Consider the following 18,947-nt stretch of genomic DNA (forward strand, 5'->3'; position numbering starts at 1 on the left):
AACATTAACGGAGGTTAATCATGCTGGGAAATATGCATGTCTTTATGGCAGTTTTGGGAACCATCGTATTCTCCGGTTTTCTTGCTGCGTATTTCAGCCATAAATGGGATGACTAATGAACACTGACAGTCCCGACCCTTAACGGCCCCTTGTTGCTTTTCGCACAAGGGGCTTTTTGTTGGTATTCATTCGGGCGGAAAAAAATGAAAGACAAAAAAAACCGCCCACGATGTGGCGGTAAATGCTTGCATGGATAGATCTGTGTTTTGATTATTCGGCAAATCCGGCGTGTCCTTGCCTTATTTGCCTCATGCCCTCAGGCTACCATTCTAAACGTCAATGAAGTCTAAACGAGGCGGGCATTATTTTTAAGAACTGTATAAATAAGGCATCAGATAATGCTGAAGCATAACAATTAACAGGCATTCTGAAACATGCCCGGTGGCACTACGCTTACCGGGCCTCCATTTATATTTGTAGGCCTGGTCAGCGTAGCGCCACCAGGCTCAATTATTCGCTTAACCCGCGATTTTTGAGCATCGGTTCCGGCAGTGGGTCGTGACCACGCCAGTCGCGGTATAACGCTTCCAAATCACTGCTGTTGCCGCGTGATAAAATGGCTTCGCGGAATCGCTGACCATTTTCACGCGTCAGGCCGCCCTCTTCGACAAACCACTGGTAGCCGTCATCAGCCAACATTTGCGTCCAGATATAAGCGTAATATCCCGCCGCGTAGCCGCCGCCAAAAATATGCGCAAAATAGCTGCTGCGATAGCGCGGTGGCACAGCGGCCACATCGAGGTTTTCCCTGCCAATGACCTGCTGTTCAAACACATCTACATCGGACGGCAGCGTTTCCGGCGTCTGCGTATGCCAGTTCATATCCAGCAGCGCGGAGCTGACCAATTCGGTCATGTCATAACCTTTATTGAACGTCGCGGCGCGCATCATGCTGTCGCGCAGCGTTTCCGGCATCGGTTCTCCGCTCTGATAATGACGTGCAAAGCGAGCAAATACCTGCGGATGGCGAGCCCAGTGCTCATTAATTTGCGACGGGAACTCGACAAAATCGCGCGGCGTGCGCGTGCCGGACAGGCTCGGATAACGCTGGACGGCGAACAGCCCGTGCAGCGTGTGGCCGAACTCGTGGAACAGCGTCACCACATCGTCCCAGCTCAGCAGCGCCGGGTTGCCCGCCGTCGGCTTCTGATAGTTGCAGACGTTATAAATCACCGGACGCTGTCCGAGCAGCGTCGACTGCTGCACGTAGTTATCCATCCACGCGCCACCGCCTTTTGAATCACGGGCAAAGAAATCACCGTAGAACAGCGCCAGACCTACACCATTGGCGTCAAAAATTTCCCAGACGCGGACATCCGGGTGGTAAACCGGGATATCGAAACGCTCGACAAAGCGGATGCCAAACAGCTGCGAGGCGGTCCAGAACACGCCGTCGGTCAGCACGTTGTTCAGTTCCAGATACGGTTTGATTTGCGCTTCGTCAAGATCGTACCGCGCCAGTCGCACCTGCTCGGCATAATAATTCCAGTCCCAGGCCTGCGCCTGAAAACCACCCTGCTGCTCATCTATCACGTGCTGAATATCGGCCAGTTCACGTTCGGCGCGCGCCCGGGCAGCAGGTGCAATCTGACGCATAAAGGTGAATGCGGCTTCCGGCGTTTTCGCCATCTGGTCAGCCATGCTCCAGCTCGCGTAATCGCGATAGCCCAGCAGCGTCGCTTGTTTAGCACGCACGGTGGCCAGGCGTAAAATCAGCGCCCGGGTGTCGTTCCCGTCGCCTTTTTCATTGCGTAACCAGCCTGCATCGAACAGGTTTTTACGGGTTTGTCGGTCACGAAGCTGCGCCAGCGCAGGCTGTTGGGTGCTGTTCAGCAAGGGCAGAAGCCAGCGATCGTTGAGCCCTTTATCACGGGCCGCGCTGGCGGCAGCGGTGATGTCTTCCGGGCTGAGGCCATCCAGCTGATGCTGGTAATCCAGCACAAGCCCACCGGATTTGGCGGCGGCCAGCAGCCGCTGGTGAAACTGGGTGCTGAGCGTCGCGGCTTCGGTGTTTAGCGTGCGCAGCTCGGCTTTCTGCGCAGGCGCAAGCTTCGCCCCCGCCAGAATAAATTGCTGGTGGATAACCTCGACTAACCGCCGCGATTCCGCATCCAGGCCCAGCGTTTCCCGCTGCTGCCAGAGGGCGTCGACCCGGGCGAACAGCGCCTCGTTGAGATACACATCGTTGGATAATTCTGCCAGTTCCGCAGAAAACTGCTCGTCGAGACGCTGGAGCGTGTCGTTGGTGTGGGCGGCGGTCATGGCAAAAAATATGGACGTGACGCGGCCCAGCAGCTCGCCGCTTTTCTCCAGCGCCACGAAGGTGTTGTCGAACGTTGCGGGTGCGGGGTTTTCGGCAATCGCCGCAATTTCTTCGCGCTTTTGGCGCAGGCCTGCATCGAACGCAGGACGGTAATGATCGTCCTCAATCGCATCAAAACGTGGGGCCTGATAAGGTAACAGGCTGACGCTTAAAAACGGGTTATCACTGCTCATCACGGACTCCTGAAAACGGGATTCTCCTTAGATTAGGCAACCCCTTGATAAACCGCAATGATTTCCCCCGCCACCGCCACGGCGATTTCGGCGGGCAATTTGCCTTTGACGTCCGGCAGGCCAATTGGGCAGCGCATTGTATTCAGCGTTTCCCGGGCAATGCCTTTGCCTTCCAGCAGATATTCAAACCGTTGGCGTTTGGTTTGCGAGCCGATCACGCCCAGATAACGATAGCGCCCGCGGCGCAGCAGCGTTTCTGCCAGCGCCAGATCCAGCGGATGATGATGGGTCATAACCACAAAAAGGCTGTTATCCGGTGCGTGGCGGGCGATATCACACGGGTCGTCGGTGTGATGGCAGCGCACCCCGGCGGGCACCGCGCCAAACTGCGCCTCACGCTGATCTACCCAGTTCACCCGGCACGGCAGCGTGGCGAGAATGTTCACCAGCGCTTGCCCCACGTGCCCGGCCCCAAAAACGTACACTTCCGGCTGCGGCAGCCCCCAGGGTTCGAACAGCACCTGGGTCATGCCGCCGCAGCACTGCCCGGCGCGCGCGCCGAGGGCGAACGTTTCCTGACGCGGCGTCTGCGTGCCTGACTGCAACATTTCACGCGCGATGGCGATACACTGAAATTCCAGATTACCACCGCCGATAGTCAGCCAGCTCTCGTCGAGACTGACCACCATCTTGGTGCCTGCCTCGCGCGGCACCGAGCCTTTATCCTGTAACAGCGTCAACATTACCGCAGGCACGCGCCGTTCGCGCAATGCCATCAGCACGTCCAGCCATTCGTCAGCTTTCATCATCGTCCGCCTCCAGCTGAGTGACGCCCGCCAACACCCGTTCTGGCGTCGCCGGGGCGTCGAGCATCGGATGACGACGATAATCTGCCACCGATGCCACCGCGTCCTGTAACGCACACCACACTGAAATGCCGAGCATAAACGGCGGTTCGCCCACTGCTTTTGAGCGATAAACCGTTTCGGCGCTGTTGGCGTGCGCCTCGAGCAGCGAGACGTTAAACACCTCCGGCATGTCGCTCATCGCCGGGATTTTGTAGCTCATCGGCCCATCGGTCAGCAGCCGTCCATTGTTATCCCACTTTAGCTCTTCGGTCGTCAGCCAGCCTGCGCCCTGCATGAAGCCGCCTTCAATCTGGCCGATATCCAGCGCCGGGTTCAGCGACTGTCCGACGTCGTGCAGAATATCGGTGCGTAGCAGACGATATTCCCCGGTCAGCGTGTCGATAATGACTTCGGAACAGGCCGCGCCCCAGGCGAAGTAATAGAACGGTTCTCCACGCCCGGCCTGCCGGTCGTAATGAATGCCTGGCACTTTATAGAATCCGGTTGCCGAGAGTGGAACCTGGTTGAGCCACGCAAGCATTGCCACGTCGGCAAAACTGAAATAGCGTTCGTTGACCTGCACCACACCGTTGCCAAACGTCACCCGATCTTCGGGGCACTGGTGCAACGAACACAGCATCTCCACTAAACGCTGTTTCAGGGTCTGGGCGGCGATTTCTGCGGCTTTACCGTTAAGATCCGCTCCGGACGACGCCGCCGTCGGCGACGTATTCGGCACTTTTCCGGTGCTGGTGGCGGTGACCTGAATCGCATCCAGCGGGATTTGCAGCACGTTCGCCACGATTTGCGCCACTTTGGTGTTCAGTCCTTGGCCCATTTCGGTGCCGCCGTGGTTGAGCTGCAGCGTGCCATCGCTGTAAATCAGGATCAGTGCTCCGGCCTGATTGAGGAAACTGGCGGTAAACGAGATCCCGAATTTTACCGGAGTCAGTGCCAGCCCGCGTTTTAACACCGGGCTTTGGGCGTTAAAGCGTGCGATCTCCGCCCGGCGCTCGGCGTAACGCGCGGAGTCCGCCAACTGGCCGATAACCGTTTGCGCCAGATTCTGTTTTATCGGCTGGTGATAATGCGTGACGTCGCGACCTTCGCCACCGTAGGCGTTTATTCGACGGATATGCAGCGGGTCGAGGGATAACTGACGGGCGATGGCATCCATGATTTGCTCAATGGCGACCATGCCCTGTGGGCCACCGAAGCCGCGAAACGCGGTGTTCGACGCCAGATTGGTCCGGCAGCGATAGCCGGTGACCCTGGCGTCGCCGAGGTAATAGGCATTATCAGCGTGGAACATGGCCCGGTCGCAGATCGAACCAGACAAATCCAGCGAATAGCCGCAGTTGGCAGCCAAATCAATGACCACGCCGTGCAGCATTCCGTCGTCGGTGAAGCCCACATCAAAGCGCACAAAGAACGGATGGCGTTTGCCGGTGATGCGCATGTCATCGCGGCGCGCCAGGCGAAGTTTCGCCGGACGTCCGGTCACCCGCGCCGCCAGCGCGGCATGACAGGCAATGCCCGCCGCTTGCGTTTCCTTCCCCCCAAAGCCGCCGCCCATCCGGCGCACGTCAACGGTGACTTTGCTTTGCGTTACGCCCAGCACTGACGACACCAGTTTCTGCACTTCGGTCGGATGCTGCGTTGACGACCAGATTTGCATCGCACCATCTTCGCCGGGCAGCGCCATCGCCACCTGGCCTTCAAGATAAAAGTGCTCCTGGCCGCCGATATGAAACTGACCCTGCAAGCGATGTGGCGCAGCGGCCAGCGCCGCATCGGCATCACCGCGTTGCTGAACGTGCGGCTGTTCGACAAAGTGCAATTTTGCCAGGGCCTGTTCAACGTCCAGCACCGCGTCCAGCGGTTCAATGGTTATCTTCGCCGCTAATGCTCCGGCACGCGCCGCTTCGGGCGTTTCAGCGGCAATCATCAACACCACCTGGCCGTGATATTCCACCGTTTCTTTGGCAAACAGGGGGTCACCCGGCGCCAGCGGCCCGATATCCAGCTCGCCCGGTACGTCCTGCCAGCTCAGCACGCGCACCACACCCGGCACCTGAAAACAGGCGGTGGTGTCGATGTGAATAATGCGTCCGTGGGCGCAGTCGCTCAGCACCGGACACAGATGCAGCATCCCGGTGAGCGGCGTTTTATCATCGATGTATTCCGCCGCGCCGCTGACGTGACGCCCGGCGCTTTCATGCACGCGGGATTTGCCCACGCGGCCGTTTAACTGCTCAAGAAACTGCGCTTTCAGCATCGTTTCGGAAATGGCTGGCGGTTTAGCGGACATAATCAGTCACCTCCACGAGATGTTCAGACGTCATGTGCAGGAAATAGCGTTTCAGTAGGTTTTTCGCCACCTGTAGGCGGTATTCCGCGCTGGCGCGGGCGTCGCTGAGCGGCGAGAAATCCGCTGCCAGCGCAGCGCAGGCAGCGTTGAGGGTCTCACGATTGAGCGCCCGACCGATCCACGCGGCTTCGCATTGCAGGGCTCTGGCAGGCGTAGCCGCCATGCCGCCAAAAGCGATGCGCGCCCGGCTCACGATGCCGTCACTGACGTCAAGATTAATGGCGGCAAACACCGAAGAAATGTCGTCCTCCCGCCGCTTTGAGACTTTCCATAACTGCATATTACGTGACAACGTCACGTCATCAGTGATGATATGACTGATGAACTCCCCTGGCTGCATGACGGTTTTACGGTAGCCGATAAAAAAATCGGCCAGCGCCACGTCGCGCGTTTGTGTCCCGCGACGCAGATGAAGACGTGCGTCGAGGGCCAGCAGCGCCGGGGCACAGTCGCCGATTGGTGAGGCGTTAGCGATGTTGCCGCCTAGCGTGCCCTGGTTGCGAACCTGTTGGGAGGCAAAGCGATCGAGCATCTCGCTCAAGGCAGGGATCGTCTCTTTCAGTTGACGCTGTAGGGTGTCCAGGGTGGTCATCGCGCCGATCACCAGCCGGTTGCCCTGCCGCACGATTCCACGCAGTTCTTCCACACGCGCCAGCGAAATCAGCTGGCCGTGGCGCTGGTGCGCCTGCGTCACCAGCAAATTAAGATCGGTTCCGCCTGCCAGCAGTCGCGCCTGCGGGTGTCGGGCATAGCATTCTGCCAGCGCATCGAGCGTTTTCGGCATCAACAGCCGCTCATCCGTTGGCTCGCCGAGGGCCTGAAGCTGTGCCACCGTTAGCGCGGCCTGTGCATCAAACTTATCCGCACTGGAATCAGACAGAAGGCTCAACGCGGCTTCAACTATTGGCCGATAGCCGGTGCAGCGGCACAGATTGCCCCCCAGCTGATGCGCAACCGATGCGCTGTCGGCTGCTGCGCCATTTTTTTGCATTGCAAAGGCCGACATCACGATGCCCGGCGTGCAGAACCCGCACTGGGAGGCATGGCCGCAGGCCAGGGTGCGCTGTACCGGATGCAATTCTCCACCATCCGCCAAATCTTCCACCGTCAGCAATTGTTTGCCGTGCAGTTGGCCCACTAATAACAAACAGGCATTAGCACTCTGGTAGCGAATTTTGCCGTCGTCCACGCTGCCGAGCACCACGGTGCAGGCTCCGCAATCTCCAGACGCGCAGCCTTCTTTGGTGCCGCAGCGCAGCCTGTCGTTACGCAGCCAGTTCAGCACGGTCAGATTCGGATCGACGTTTTCAAGCGTGACCGGCTGCTGATTGAGTAAAAATTGGGTCATGCCGCCACCTCCAGTCCATCACGGTTCCAGGCACATTCGCCGTTGATCCACGTCTGGGCGATGTTGCGGTCATCGCCGAGGGTCATCAGCATAAACAGCTGTTCGTAAATATCTTTGCAGCGGGCGCTGCGCAGCTGTTGAAGCGGCGAAACCGCCGGGTCCAGCACCACAAAATCCGCCTCTTTGCCGACGCTGAAATTGCCGATGTGCTCATCGAGACACAGCGCCCGCGCGCCGCCGAGGGTGGCGTGATAAAACGCTTCACTGGCGCACAGTTTGTAGCTTTGCAACTGACCAATTTTGTAGGCTTCACCGAGCGTGCGCAGCATGTTGAACGTGGTTCCGGCGCCAACGTCGGTGCCGATGCCCATTTTCACTTTTTTCTGCCAGCAGGTTTGCAGACGGAACAGGCCGCTGCCGAGGAACAGATTCGAGGTCGGGCAGAACGCCACCGCTGAGTCACTGTCGTGCAGGCAATTCCACTCCGCATCCTGTAAATGAATCGCGTGGGCGAAGACGCTGCGTTTGCCGGTCAGGCCGTAGTGGTGGTAGACATCGAGATAGTTTTCATGCTCCGGCCACAGGCTTTTCACCCACGCAATTTCCTGCGGGTTTTCGCTCAAATGGGTGTGCAGCCAGGTGTCCGGAAACGCTTCGCGCAGCCGCTGCACCGCTTCAAGCAGCGCTGGCGTGGAGGTTGGCGCGAAACGTGGGGTGATGGCGTAGCCGAGACGCTGATGATTGTGCCAACGCAAGATTAGCTCACGGGTTTGCTGGTAACTCTGCTCAGCGGTTTCGGTTAAATAGTCGGGCGCGTTGCGGTCCATCATCACTTTCCCGGCGATGAGTCGCATGTTTTGCTGCGCCGCGGCGGCAAACAGCGCGTCGACCGATTCCGGATGCACGGTGCCAAACACCAGCGCGGTGGTGGTGCCGTTCGAGAGCAACTGGTTGAGGAAGAATGCTGACATTTGCGCCGCGTGCCCGGCGTTGCCGTACTGGCTTTCCACCGGGAAAGTGTAGGTGGTCAGCCATTCGAGAAGTTGTTCACCAAATGCGCCGATCATTTCTGTTTGCGGATAATGCAGATGAGTATCGACGAAACCCGGCACGATAAGCTTGCCGCGCAGATCGACCCAGTCGTCCGGTTGTTTGAGCAATGACTGCCCTTCTTCCCAGCTCATCAGCGCGGCGATGCGCCCTTCAGCGATGAACATCAGGCCGTCGTCAACGTAGCGCGCCTGACGGGCTATTTCCTCAGGGCTATCGGCCGTTGCGGCAATATCAAAAAAGCGCCCGCGCAGCGCGTAGCGATAGTCGACCATTTCTGACCTCTTCTTATCCCGGTTGTGCCCGGGTTATTTATGCAGGTGTATTGTCAGAATAGTATTGCAAACAGAGTGCCAGCTTTAAATTTACGATTATCGTTAAATTTCAACATCTTATTAATTATTCATTCGTTTGCGCAACAAACTGAATATTATTCAGCCCGCAACCGTTTGCTTATTCTGGCAATCGTTTTTCTTGCATAACTATTCCGCTGAACATTGATGAAAACAAAAATAGCGGCGTAAAACGATGCTCAACGCTGAAGCAGTTGCACCGTTTTTGCGCACGGTGAAGGCGCTGTAAAGTGGTACAACAGGTTGCAAAGTTCCGTTCCCGAAGGCCGACCACGCGTGGTATGGTATGGCAACAGTTAACGCATTGAGGAACAGGAAGAATGATTGTATTTGTTACCGGAGCGACCGCCGGGTTTGGTGAGAGCATCACCCGCCGTTTCATTGCCAATGGCCATAAAGTTATCGCCACCGGACGCCGTCATGAGCGTCTGCAGGAACTGAAAGAAGAACTGGGCGACAGCATTCTGACCGCGCAGCTCGACGTGCGTAACCGCGCAGCTATCGAAGATATGATGGCTAACCTCCCCGTTGAATGGCGCAATATCGACATTCTGGTCAATAACGCCGGGCTGGCGCTGGGCATGGAGCCGGCACATAAAGCCGACGCGGATGACTGGGAAACCATGATCGACACCAACAACAAAGGACTGGTGTATATGACCCGCGCGGTGCTGCCGGGCATGGTTGAACGCAACTGCGGGCATATCATTAACATCGGTTCCACCGCCGGGAGCTGGCCGTACGCGGGCGGCAACGTTTACGGCGCGACCAAGGCATTCGTTCGCCAGTTCAGCCTGAACCTGCGCACCGATCTGCACGGCACCGCCGTTCGCGTGACTGATGTTGAGCCGGGCCTGGTGGGCGGCACAGAGTTCTCAAACGTGCGCTTTAAAGGTGACGACGCGAAAGCAGAGAAAACCTATGAAAACACCAGCGCGCTGTCTGCGGAAGACGTGACCGAAGCCGTGTGGTGGGTGGCAACGCTGCCAAAACACGTCAACATCAATACCCTTGAAATGATGCCCGTCAGCCAGTCTTTTGCTGGCCTGAGCATTCATCGTCAAGGCTAAGCGATTCTACGCCCAGCCCGGCCTGCAGGCCGGACTGGGCGTAGCGTCATATTCAGCGTAAAATAACGCACTTACCCCGCAATTAAGAAAGAGCAATGGCCGCAGAATCGCAACTCAATCCGACACAGCCCGTGAACCAGCAAATCTACCGTATTTTGCGCCGGGATATCGTGCACTGCCTGATAGCGCCGGGTACACCGCTGTCCGAGAAAGAGGTTTCTGTTCGCTTTGACGTTTCGCGCCAGCCGGTGCGTGAAGCCTTTATTAAGCTGGCCGAAAACGGGCTGATTCAGATTCGCCCCCAGCGCGGTAGCTACGTTAATAAAATCTCTCTTTCCCAGGTGCGCAACGGCTGCTTCGTACGCCAGGCCATCGAATGCGCGGTGGTGCGACGTGCGGCGGCAATGATTACTGACGCCCAGTGTTATCTGCTGGAGCAAAATCTGCACCAGCAGCGGATTGCCATTGATCGCCAGCAGCACAATGATTTCTTCCAGCTCGACGATGAATTCCACCAACTACTGTCACAGATTGCCGACTGCCAGCTCGCCTGGGACACTATCGAGAACATTAAAGCTGCCATCGACCGCGTGCGTTATATGAGTCTCGATCACGTTTCCTCCCCGGAAATGCTTTTGCGCCAGCATCAGGATATCTTTAGCGCGCTGGAAAAACGCGATGTAGAGGCGGTAGGTAAAGCGATGACCGTTCATTTGCAGGAGATCAGCGAATCCGTGCTGTTAATTCGCCAGGAAAATGGCGAGTGGTTTAGCGAAGAGTAAGACCCTATCCTCAGATTAATCCGCTGAAATTTTGACAGAAAAACTTACGCCGCATCAACATTAATAATGCGGCGTTGGCTGAATAAACTTCACTCTACTACAGACACAGGATAATAAATTAATATAACATGACGGATAATATACACACAAAGGAGTTGCTATGTTATCTTTTAGAAATCATAACTTTGGTGAATCATTTATAAGTCGTTCAAGAGAATTAAGAGCAAGGTCCGTCAATAATAAAATGGTACAGGGCGGTACTTTTTGGTTTAATAATTTCGTCACAACCCACTCTACACTCTGTTCTTTTGCCTTATTAATTCCCGGCCTTAAGTTTGGCGATTCAATAAGTGACTTTACTGAACTGGCAAATAATAACTATCGCGCATTACAGGTGGCTGCACAACGGCTTACTGATCAAGAAATTCTGTTTTTTGATCATTTTACGCGATCTGATTTTTATGCCGCACATGCAACAAACAGCAAGGCTGTTATTAACGATAACAATGATCTTGTTTTATTTTCAAGAAAAAAGTTAATTGAAGATAAAATCATATTCCCTACGGGGAATACATCTTCTGACGATATCGTAGGGCTTGCCAATGATGATAATGTTTTTTTCTCATTGGAAGTGGGTGCTCCACCGCAAAAGTCCCCTGCGGAGGGAATCGGCAGTCGTTTTGGCAATACCATTTACAAAATACCCTATAAAAACCCTGCCTTTGAACATTCCTCTTTAGTGCTTTTTGACCAGCTTGAGATGGTGGTTCCTGAATGCCATCTCAACGGTATTAGCATCGAAGCAAAACGGATATTGAACTCGCGTAACTATACAATGCGTTCAATTTGCTTCTATGGGCGAAAATCAATTCCAGCGCTGGCATTATCTATTATATTAGCGGCCAGATTGTTACCCGAAGATGACAGAAACATCTTGCTAAAGATTCAGTCACAGCGAGAAATAAACAACCTGCTTCGTTACGTCTTCAGAATTGAAATAAGAGTTCCACGGCTGTTCGGTGTTAACTTTGGCGAATATTTTAGGTTCAATTTTGGTAGATGATAAAGGCCCCTATGCAGACCCCGGTTGAGGGGTATGGACTGGCGATGTCTCTTGACTCAACGTTCTGGTCGAGAGACATGCCCTGGCAGAGGCCTTTTTCTGGAAATCACACGTCGCCCCGAATGAGGCGACATAAAACTTACAGTTTCTCAGCAAAGGCCGCCACGGTGGCTTTGGCCCCTTTCTCCAGCAGCGACAGATAGGCATTTGTCACCTGCGAGACAAACTTCCCTTCCAGCGGCAACTCATTACCAAAGATGGCCTCGATGCCCAGCAGCGCTTTCACACGGGCTTCGCCCTGTTCGCTGTTTTTCACCACGGACTGAATAGTACTGAGCAGCGGGTCGCATACTTCAATCGCTTCGCCCTGCTCGTCGCTGCCGTCGACATAGCGCATCCAGCCCGCCACGCCAAGGGCCAGCAATGAGAAATCGCTGTTATGCGCCAGATGCCAGCGTACGGAATCCAGCATACGCTGCGGCAGTTTCTGACTACCGTCCATGGCAATCTGCCAGGTGCGGTGACGCAGCGCCGGGTTGCTGTAGCGCGCAATAAGCAGGTCTGCGTAACGGCCCAGATCAACGCCCTTCACTTTCAGCGTCGGTGCTTGCTCTTTCAGCATCAGCGCGTGCGCGGCGAGACGATATTTTTCGTCTTCCATGCAGTCGTTAATATGCTGGTAGCCTGCCAGATAGCCCAGATACGCGAGGAAGGAGTGGCTGCCGTTCAGCATTCGCAGCTTCATTTCTTCGAACGGGATAACATCGGAAACCAGTTCGGCCCCGGCTTTTTCCCACTCTGGACGCCCGGCGACAAAATTGTCTTCGATGACCCACTGGCGGAATGGCTCACAGGCAACACCTGCCGGATCACGCACGCCGGTGATGGCTTCGATTTTTTCCAGCGTTTCAGCGGTGACGGCAGGCACGATGCGGTCAACCATGGTCGACGGGAACGTGACGTTCTGTTCGATCCACTCGGCCAGTTCGCTGTTTAACGCCCGCGCATAGGCACGCACCACTTTCCCGAGTACATGGCCGTTTTCCGGCATGTTGTCACAGGACATCACGCTAAAAGGCACCAGCCCTGCCGCTTTACGACGGGCCAGCGCTTCGACCACTACGCCCGGTGCAGACGTTGGCTGATGCGGGTTTTGTAAATCGGCGGCGATCATCGGGTGGCTGAGATTCAGTTCGCCGGTTGCCGGAGAGTGGCAGTACCCTTTTTCGGTGATGGTCAGCGACACAATCGCCACCTGTGGCTCGCACAGTTTTGCCAGCACGGTTTCGAGGCCGTCCACCTGGGCGTGGAGCGCTTCTTTTACGACGCCCACGATACGGGCAGTCCACGCATTAGCGGACATTTCTGCCACGGTATACAGGTTATCCTGATGCTTGAGGTCAGCGATTTGCTGTTCGCCACCAATCAGGTTCACTTCTGTGTAGCCCCAGTCGCTGTTGTGCTCCTGAGCCAAAATATCGGTATAAACGGCCTGATGTGCGCGGTGAAATGCGCCAAAGCCGAGGTGCACGATGCGAGGTACGAGTCTGGTGCGGTCGTATGCGGGTAATGTGGCTTTGGCTTTCAATAAATGATTATTCATATGGTTGCTCATTTTAGTCAAACATCATCGAACCTGAAGATGTAAACCTCTCATGCAATTGGTATGACATCTTTGATTTCCATCAACTACCATACAAGAAGGGTCGCAACCGGCAGGAAATCCTTCTCTAATCCGACGGGCTACAGCCTTCAGTCACTCCATCTGAGTTGTCACATCAGCACTTGCGGTAAAAAAAGCGTGATGGATGAAAAAAACACCAACATCAGTACGAACAAAAGAAATGCAATTAAATACGGGATCGACGCTTTAACAAATGCCACAGAACTGCAATCGAGAATTCCGCACACCGTATACATACATATTCCGACAGGTGGTGTATTTGCCCCCAAAAGAGTAAGCACCACAAATATGAGTCCGAAATGTATCGGGTCAAACCCTGCATCGATGGCAATAGGTAAAAGGATTGGTGTAAGTAATAAAATAATGACACTGCCGTCAAACAACATCCCTGCAACCATAATGAATGCTAACAACAAGAACAGTATTCCATAAGGATTTTCAGTAATTTGCAGGATGGTTTCCGCCAGTTGCTGGGGGATCTGGTCGAGGATGGTGATATGCCCGAGAATCGCTGCGGACATGATCAACAACATAACGACACCGATATCTCTGATCGTTTCTTTTAGCACCTGCCACAAAGCAGCATTATCTAATGCCTTATAAACATAGCGACCAATAATGAATGAATAGAAAACAATAAATGCCCCTGCCTCCGTCGTCGTAAAGATCCCCAGACGAATCACCACTATCAACACCACTGGAAACATCAGAGCCCAAAAACCATTCTTAAACCCATGCCATATTTCACGCCGATTGGGTAAGGATTTAAGTTCTGGTTTGATATCCATTTTACGTGCCATGATATAATTGGTAAGCATCAAGATGATGGTCAACAGGAGCCCGGGAATAATTCCTGCGATAAATAACTTACCGATAGACACATTACCGACAAAACCATACAGAATGAGCAAAATACTGGGCGGAATGGTCGCAGTAATTAATGAACTGAATGCGATAACGACTGCGCTGAACGCTTTTGGATAGCCACGTTCAATCATAGGCAATCCCAGGATTCTGGACTGCATTGCCGCATCAGCGGTCGCAGAACCGGATACACCACCTAATAAACAAGCCAATAGCACATTTATTTGTGCCAACCCGCCAATCATCCAGCCAGTAATCAGCCTGGCAAAATCCAGCAATCGATGAGTGACACCCGACTTATTCAACAGATTACCTACCAACAAAAAAAGAGGGGTGGCTAATATTGGAAAAGACTGTGTCGGTGCCGAGAATTTTTGAAAGGCAATGCCGATAGGTAAAAAATCAGCGTTAAAAAAATAGCTTAAACTGGATATCGCAATCACCATACCCACCGGCATACCGATAACCAGCAATATTACGAACAGAATCGCCGTTAAGAGCATGGTTCCTCCATTTCTTGCAACGACTGTTGTTTTCGACATCCATTTAACAGGAAAGAGAGTGAGGTGAACGTCATTAATAAACATCCGGTTGGCACTGCGCTATTCAACCAGGCTAATGATATTTCCGTTACCGGTAGCGTCTGATGATGAGTTGTCCAGGTGAAATTATAGCCATACCACACTCCGCACAGTAAAAATGCAAGAATGATTAATTCACTGATCCAAACTAATAAATGTTGAACCCACTGCGGAAGAAGTCGAGTGATAGCGTCGATACCAATATGATTACGGGTCTGAAAGGCATAATCAATTGCGAACATACTTATCCAGGCAAAAATAACCATTGCGATTTCAAGTGACCAGATAACAGGATGCCCTAGTGCGCGTCCCAATCCTCCGATGAGAATGATAACAACAATCGCGGCCAGTCCTACCCTTGCAAGCGCGAGTTCAAGCGAATGAATATATTTCATGATTTCATCCTGTGCATAATAAGCAGCGCTTGCTGCACTGCTTTATGCTCTTAAGGTTAGTTAATAATGCTATTAACCTGTTTCTGTGCAGCACTCAACCCCAGTTTTTCCGGGACATATTTACAGGCATCGATAAACGGCTGTACATCAACTTTAGAGACGGTCATTCCCTTGGAGGCCATTTCTTGCAACATTTTCTCGCCGACATTTATGGTGTTCTCAGAGGCTAACTCTCCATTTTTACTCGCCGCCTCTTTGAGGATTTTTTGATTTTCCGCGCTCAACGTCGCCAGCCATTTTTGTGAAACAATGATCCCCGTCATTAAATGAATATGTTCAGTCCGGGTGATGTATTTGGTTATTTCGTAAAGCTTTGAACCATAAATAGCCGTTGGCTGTGCTTCAGCCGCGTCGACAACGCCAGTCTGTATTGAAGAATATATTTCTGACCATGAAAGAGGTGTGGGTGAACCTCCCAGACATTTAATGGTTTCAATCGTGACAGGGGCTTCCAGGGCACGAACCCGGACACCGCTCAGATCCGCAGGTTTAGTCACCGGCTTTTGGGTTATCAACATTCTCGCCCCTTGATACCAGTTGAACGACAGCGCCGTGAGTCCTGCTTCTGCTGTGAGTTTCTCATTCCACTGAGCAAAAATGGGGCTATTGATAAATCTCTTCAGTGCATCATAATTTTTAAAGACAAACGGTGCAGGCAGAATGGCAAACTCAGGTACAAATTGCGCAAGACGGGCACCATCAACAACCACCGCCACATTACTGCCTGCCTGCGCATGTTGTAGCAGCTCATTATCAGCACCTAATTGTCCACTTGAGAACAGTTTTACTTTTATTTCTCCGCGGGTACCGCTTTCAACATCCTTTTTAAAACTTTGCAAACCTTTATAAACGGGATCATCTGGCGATAATGAAGTACTGACATTTAAAGATTCTGCCCCCCAGGCCCCCCCTGCACAAAGTAAAGGGATAAAACATAGAACCTTTGCGGTATATTTTATTTTCAGCGTTAATCTATTCATAATTTAACCCTCAAATCGTTAATGTAAGTCGTGAATATCACCCGTATAAAGTTGCGGATTGGCCGTATTTCGTTCGGCGGCGTCATGCGCCAAACTCAAATCACGGTCGCGCACTTCCGGCATCAGCACCGCGGAAATCAGGCCAATCACCGAGTAGCAGACGATCATGGAGACCATCGGCCACCAGCTGCCGGTAACGTTGCAGAAGATCCCTGCCAGCAGTGGGCCAAAGCCCACCGCAACCAAACCGCCTGCCTCTTTGGCGATCGCCATGCGGGTGAAGCGGTTACGCGAGCCGAACATCTCCGCCATGGTGATGTTTTCCAGCGCGAACAGGCCGAGTACCGCCACGTTATGAATGACTATCAGGCTAATCATGATGGTGCTGGCGCTGTAGCTTTTGTCGACAATCAGCGCCAGCATTGGGTACGCCAGAATAATCGCCGAGATATTGAGGATGATGTACGGCAGGCGGCGACCGAATTTGTCCGACAACCAACCCAGCAGCGGAATGGTAATGAACCCGATGACCGAGCTAATCATCAGCGCGTCTGTCGGAATCGCTTTATCAAACAGCAGCGTCTGTACCAGATACCCGGCGAGGAACGTTTGAATCAGGCCCGAGTTTCCGGCCTGACCAAAGCGCAAACCAGTTGCCAGCCAGAACGATTTACTGCGGAACATCGCCCCCAGCGTTGTCTCTTCCGTCGCGACCTTCGCCGCCACCGTGCCGTTTTCGCTGACTTTCTCAAACACCGGACTTTCTTTGAGGTTCAGACGCAGCCAGATGGCGAAAATCATTACCACTACGCTGGCGAGGAACGGCACGCGCCAGCCCCAGGCAACCAGCGATTCCCTGTCGAGTGCGAAAAACATCACCGCCCAGATTGCGGTGGCGCTGAGCGTGCCGCAGTTGGTGCCCATCGCCACCAGTGAGGAAATGATCCCGCGTTTCCCCTTCGGCGCATATTCGGCCAGCATTGTCCCTGCCCCAGAAATCTCCGCACCTGCGCCCAGCCCTTGCACGATACGCAGCGTCACCAGCAGCACCGGTGCAAAAATACCAATCTGCGCGTAGGTCGGTAATACGCCGATAAGCGTGGTGCAAATTCCCATCATGGTGATGGTGATAAACAGCACCCTTTTGCGCCCAATTCGGTCGCCCATTTTGCCAAAAATAAACGCGCCGACGATGCGAGCGATATACCCTGCGCCGTAGGTACCCATCGCTAAAATAAGCGCCATCGCCGCAGACTGTTCTGGGAAGAAAATCTCATGGAAAACCAGCGCCGCGCCGAGGGAATAAAGCTGAAAATCCATGATTTAGCGGGCTATTTTCACTAACCGTGTAATAGCCCGTTATAAACGGGGATTATTCAATGTTTTGCGGTGAGCAAAATCACTAACCTGGCATAAGCATTGCGTAACCATGGTACTTTTATGCCCCATCCATGCCCCATCACATCACCGGGCAGTCGTCGAACTCACCAGACCGTGCGTCGTTGATGATGTAGGTGATCACGCCGAACACTGGCCGATCAGAATCCGCCATCTCATCCTTTTCCCGCAACAACTCCCTTTTCCCATTATCCAGATTCTCAAGGTGAGGTTCTGGATGGGTGCGATACCTTTTAATGCGAAACTCGCCACCGTCAGCGCAAACCAGCAGTGAGCCATCACACGGACTCAGTGAGGCATCAACGACAAGCAGAGCACCGTTGATTATTCCTTCACGGTAGTGCGTAGAACCGGCTCGCATGAAGTACGTAGCCGCTGGCCTGGATATGATGCGCTGGTCAAGTGATATGCGCTGCTCAACGTAGTCTGCTGCTGGCGATGGAAAACCCATGATGCACCTCCTGATAGCTGTGTATGCATACAGTAGTTTTAGCCAAAGGGAAGATCAAGGAAATTTATCCTTAAGCTCCGCGTTGATAGGGTTTATCATCACCTCATATGCCTGATGGCTCATGCGTTAATCATTCATGTAACTGGTATTTTATGAAAATTAGATATGCTTTTGCGCTCGCCGTAGCGTCAGCTTTTTTTGTCTCAGGATGCGACCGTTCAGACTCAGTAAAAGCCGAATCTCCGCTACCTGTATATCTGCTTCTTGGACAAAGCAACATGGTTGGCATGAGGTCTGTTGCCGCAGAATTGCCAGAGGATTTGAAGAGGCCAAATGAGAACGCCATTATTTTCAAAGATGGAAAATGGGTACAGGTTTCCCCGTCCTCTTTTGAAGTAAAAGGGTTCGGTCCTGAGGTTTCGTTTGCTCATGAAGTGGCGAAAAAAGAAAAGATAGGCATTATCAAAGTTTCTGCAGGTGATACTAAATTAGCAGAAGAGTGGAATTCAGAACCAAAGGGGGTTCTGTATAAGAAAACACTCGCTGAGATAAGCGCAGCAAAAAAAACGAGGAATATTTCCATTAAAGGCGTCATGTGGATGCAGGGCGAGAGTGATGGCGGGAATTCTAATTATGCAGAAGCGTACAAATCAAACCTTGAAAAATTTATCAGCAACATAAAGAAAGAGACTGGCAATACGAATCTGAAGTTCTCCGTATGCAGGGTAACGTCACCAGAGTCTATGTTTAAATACACTCCTGTCGTGAGGCATGCGCAGGAAAACGTAAAATCCGAAGGGTATAAATGGTTTGATTGTGATGGGCTTTCCAAAGGTCCAGATAATCTTCATTATGATACAAAAGGAATTGTTAAGCTTGGTGAGCTGTTTAGCCAGTCATTAAATTGAATAAAGGGGCATAAAGCCCCTCTATCTGTTACAAGGCCTGTTGTTCAAGTGTATTACTTTGATTTACAGGCCATTCGTTACCGCATGCATTACAATGGTAAAATTGCTCAGTGATATCATCTTTGGTTATATCAATGATATCAATATCCATAGAACCACAGATGCAAATAAGCAGTGCAGATTTA

15 protein-coding genes and 1 pseudogene are annotated in these 18,947 nt (G+C 52.9%); 5 read left to right on the plus strand and 11 right to left on the minus strand.

Annotation, left to right across the window (positions count from 1 at the left end):
- The first annotated feature begins 20 nt into the window (after positions 1-20).
- A complete protein-coding gene (gene mgtS, locus MUU47_RS10950) occupies positions 21-116 on the plus strand; it encodes a protein MgtS (RefSeq protein WP_258988233.1) in 96 nt (31 codons plus the stop codon).
- Between the two features lie 394 nt (positions 117-510).
- On the opposite strand, the gene dcp is transcribed toward mgtS, so the two are convergent.
- The 5 genes from dcp to guaD are packed head-to-tail and all read right to left on the minus strand — an operon-like array spanning position 511 to position 8,448.
- Positions 511-2,556 (minus strand): peptidyl-dipeptidase Dcp, encoded by a 2,046-nt coding sequence (gene dcp, locus MUU47_RS10955; protein WP_258988234.1) that lies wholly within the window; start codon positions 2,554-2,556, stop codon positions 511-513.
- A 32-nt stretch (positions 2,557-2,588) separates the two neighbouring features.
- The gene (xdhC, locus tag MUU47_RS10960; RefSeq protein WP_258988582.1) at positions 2,589-3,362 is read right to left on the minus strand and encodes a xanthine dehydrogenase accessory protein XdhC; all 774 of its coding nucleotides are present in this window, start codon (positions 3,360-3,362) and stop codon (positions 2,589-2,591) included.
- Positions 3,352-5,715 (minus strand): xanthine dehydrogenase molybdopterin binding subunit, encoded by a 2,364-nt coding sequence (gene xdhB, locus MUU47_RS10965; protein ID WP_258988235.1) that lies wholly within the window; start codon positions 5,713-5,715, stop codon positions 3,352-3,354. The genes xdhC and xdhB overlap by 11 nt, the downstream gene beginning before the upstream one ends.
- Positions 5,705-7,123, minus strand: coding sequence for a xanthine dehydrogenase small subunit (gene xdhA, locus MUU47_RS10970; protein ID WP_258988236.1), 1,419 nt, complete (start codon positions 7,121-7,123; stop codon positions 5,705-5,707). The genes xdhB and xdhA overlap by 11 nt, the downstream gene beginning before the upstream one ends.
- Positions 7,120-8,448 carry a guanine deaminase gene (gene guaD / locus MUU47_RS10975; RefSeq protein ID WP_258988237.1) on the minus strand — a complete coding sequence of 443 codons (1,329 nt, stop codon included), beginning with the start codon at positions 8,446-8,448 and terminating at the stop codon, positions 7,120-7,122. Before guaD ends, xdhA begins: the two co-directional genes overlap by 4 nt.
- A 398-nt stretch (positions 8,449-8,846) precedes the next feature.
- Here guaD and ydfG point away from each other — a divergent pair, with 398 nt between their 5' ends.
- From ydfG to MUU47_RS10990, 3 genes are all read left to right on the plus strand, one after another.
- Positions 8,847-9,596 (plus strand): bifunctional NADP-dependent 3-hydroxy acid dehydrogenase/3-hydroxypropionate dehydrogenase YdfG, encoded by a 750-nt coding sequence (gene ydfG, locus MUU47_RS10980; RefSeq protein WP_258988238.1) that lies wholly within the window; start codon positions 8,847-8,849, stop codon positions 9,594-9,596.
- 95 nt (positions 9,597-9,691) lie between these two features.
- Entirely contained in the window at positions 9,692-10,378 is a 687-nt protein-coding gene (locus tag MUU47_RS10985; protein ID WP_159756466.1) for a GntR family transcriptional regulator, read from the plus strand.
- Positions 10,379-10,538: 160 nt separating this feature from the next.
- Positions 10,539-11,441, plus strand: a complete 903-nt coding sequence (locus MUU47_RS10990; RefSeq protein WP_258988239.1) for a hypothetical protein — start codon at positions 10,539-10,541, stop codon at positions 11,439-11,441.
- 139 nt (positions 11,442-11,580) lie between these two features.
- Here the strand turns inward: MUU47_RS10990 and MUU47_RS10995 are convergent, their stop codons facing one another.
- The 6 genes and pseudogenes from MUU47_RS10995 to MUU47_RS11020 all read right to left on the minus strand — a co-directional run bounded on the left by MUU47_RS10995 (position 11,581) and on the right by MUU47_RS11020 (position 17,854).
- Positions 11,581-13,044 carry a mannitol dehydrogenase family protein gene (locus tag MUU47_RS10995; protein ID WP_258988240.1) on the minus strand — a complete coding sequence of 488 codons (1,464 nt, stop codon included), beginning with the start codon at positions 13,042-13,044 and terminating at the stop codon, positions 11,581-11,583.
- A gap of 170 nt (positions 13,045-13,214) precedes the next feature.
- Positions 13,215-14,492 carry a TRAP transporter large permease gene (locus MUU47_RS11000; protein ID WP_258988241.1) on the minus strand — a complete coding sequence of 426 codons (1,278 nt, stop codon included), beginning with the start codon at positions 14,490-14,492 and terminating at the stop codon, positions 13,215-13,217.
- Positions 14,483-14,965: a TRAP transporter small permease gene (locus MUU47_RS11005; protein ID WP_258988242.1), complete on the minus strand. Its 483-nt coding sequence runs from the start codon at positions 14,963-14,965 to the stop codon at positions 14,483-14,485. The genes MUU47_RS11000 and MUU47_RS11005 overlap by 10 nt, the downstream gene beginning before the upstream one ends.
- A gap of 56 nt (positions 14,966-15,021) precedes the next feature.
- Complete coding sequence (locus MUU47_RS11010; RefSeq protein ID WP_258988243.1) at positions 15,022-16,005, minus strand: C4-dicarboxylate TRAP transporter substrate-binding protein; 984 nt, start codon at positions 16,003-16,005, stop codon at positions 15,022-15,024.
- An 18-nt stretch (positions 16,006-16,023) separates the two neighbouring features.
- A pseudogene (locus MUU47_RS11015) lies at positions 16,024-17,325 on the minus strand (MFS transporter); the annotation flags it as partial.
- Between the two features lie 139 nt (positions 17,326-17,464).
- Entirely contained in the window at positions 17,465-17,854 is a 390-nt protein-coding gene (locus MUU47_RS11020) for a HumD family translesion DNA polymerase (protein ID WP_258988244.1), read from the minus strand.
- 152 nt (positions 17,855-18,006) lie between these two features.
- On the opposite strand from MUU47_RS11020, the gene MUU47_RS11025 reads away from it, so the two are divergent.
- On the plus strand, positions 18,007-18,762 hold the full coding sequence (locus MUU47_RS11025; RefSeq protein ID WP_258988245.1) for a sialate O-acetylesterase: 756 nt from the start codon (positions 18,007-18,009) through the stop codon (positions 18,760-18,762).
- Positions 18,763-18,947 lie beyond the last annotated feature (185 nt).

This window comes from Scandinavium hiltneri (assembly GCF_024764835.1).
Taxonomy (GTDB): domain Bacteria; phylum Pseudomonadota; class Gammaproteobacteria; order Enterobacterales; family Enterobacteriaceae; genus Scandinavium; species Scandinavium hiltneri.

Excerpts from the sequence above, each read along its gene's own strand:
- mgtS (WP_258988233.1), top strand. The coding sequence starts at position 21 with ATGCTGGGAAATATGCATGTCTTTATGGCAGTTTTGGGAACCATCGTA.
- dcp (WP_258988234.1), bottom strand. The coding sequence starts at position 2,556 with ATGAGCAGTGATAACCCGTTTTTAAGCGTCAGCCTGTTACCTTATCAG.
- xdhC (WP_258988582.1), bottom strand. The coding sequence starts at position 3,362 with ATGAAAGCTGACGAATGGCTGGACGTGCTGATGGCATTGCGCGAACGG.
- xdhB (WP_258988235.1), bottom strand. The coding sequence starts at position 5,715 with ATGTCCGCTAAACCGCCAGCCATTTCCGAAACGATGCTGAAAGCGCAG.
- xdhA (WP_258988236.1), bottom strand. The coding sequence starts at position 7,123 with ATGACCCAATTTTTACTCAATCAGCAGCCGGTCACGCTTGAAAACGTC.
- guaD (WP_258988237.1), bottom strand. The coding sequence starts at position 8,448 with ATGGTCGACTATCGCTACGCGCTGCGCGGGCGCTTTTTTGATATTGCC.
- ydfG (WP_258988238.1), top strand. The coding sequence starts at position 8,847 with ATGATTGTATTTGTTACCGGAGCGACCGCCGGGTTTGGTGAGAGCATC.
- MUU47_RS10985 (WP_159756466.1), top strand. The coding sequence starts at position 9,692 with ATGGCCGCAGAATCGCAACTCAATCCGACACAGCCCGTGAACCAGCAA.
- MUU47_RS10990 (WP_258988239.1), top strand. The coding sequence starts at position 10,539 with ATGTTATCTTTTAGAAATCATAACTTTGGTGAATCATTTATAAGTCGT.
- MUU47_RS10995 (WP_258988240.1), bottom strand. The coding sequence starts at position 13,044 with ATGAATAATCATTTATTGAAAGCCAAAGCCACATTACCCGCATACGAC.
- MUU47_RS11000 (WP_258988241.1), bottom strand. The coding sequence starts at position 14,492 with ATGCTCTTAACGGCGATTCTGTTCGTAATATTGCTGGTTATCGGTATG.
- MUU47_RS11005 (WP_258988242.1), bottom strand. The coding sequence starts at position 14,965 with ATGAAATATATTCATTCGCTTGAACTCGCGCTTGCAAGGGTAGGACTG.
- MUU47_RS11010 (WP_258988243.1), bottom strand. The coding sequence starts at position 16,005 with ATGAATAGATTAACGCTGAAAATAAAATATACCGCAAAGGTTCTATGT.
- MUU47_RS11020 (WP_258988244.1), bottom strand. The coding sequence starts at position 17,854 with ATGGGTTTTCCATCGCCAGCAGCAGACTACGTTGAGCAGCGCATATCA.
- MUU47_RS11025 (WP_258988245.1), top strand. The coding sequence starts at position 18,007 with ATGAAAATTAGATATGCTTTTGCGCTCGCCGTAGCGTCAGCTTTTTTT.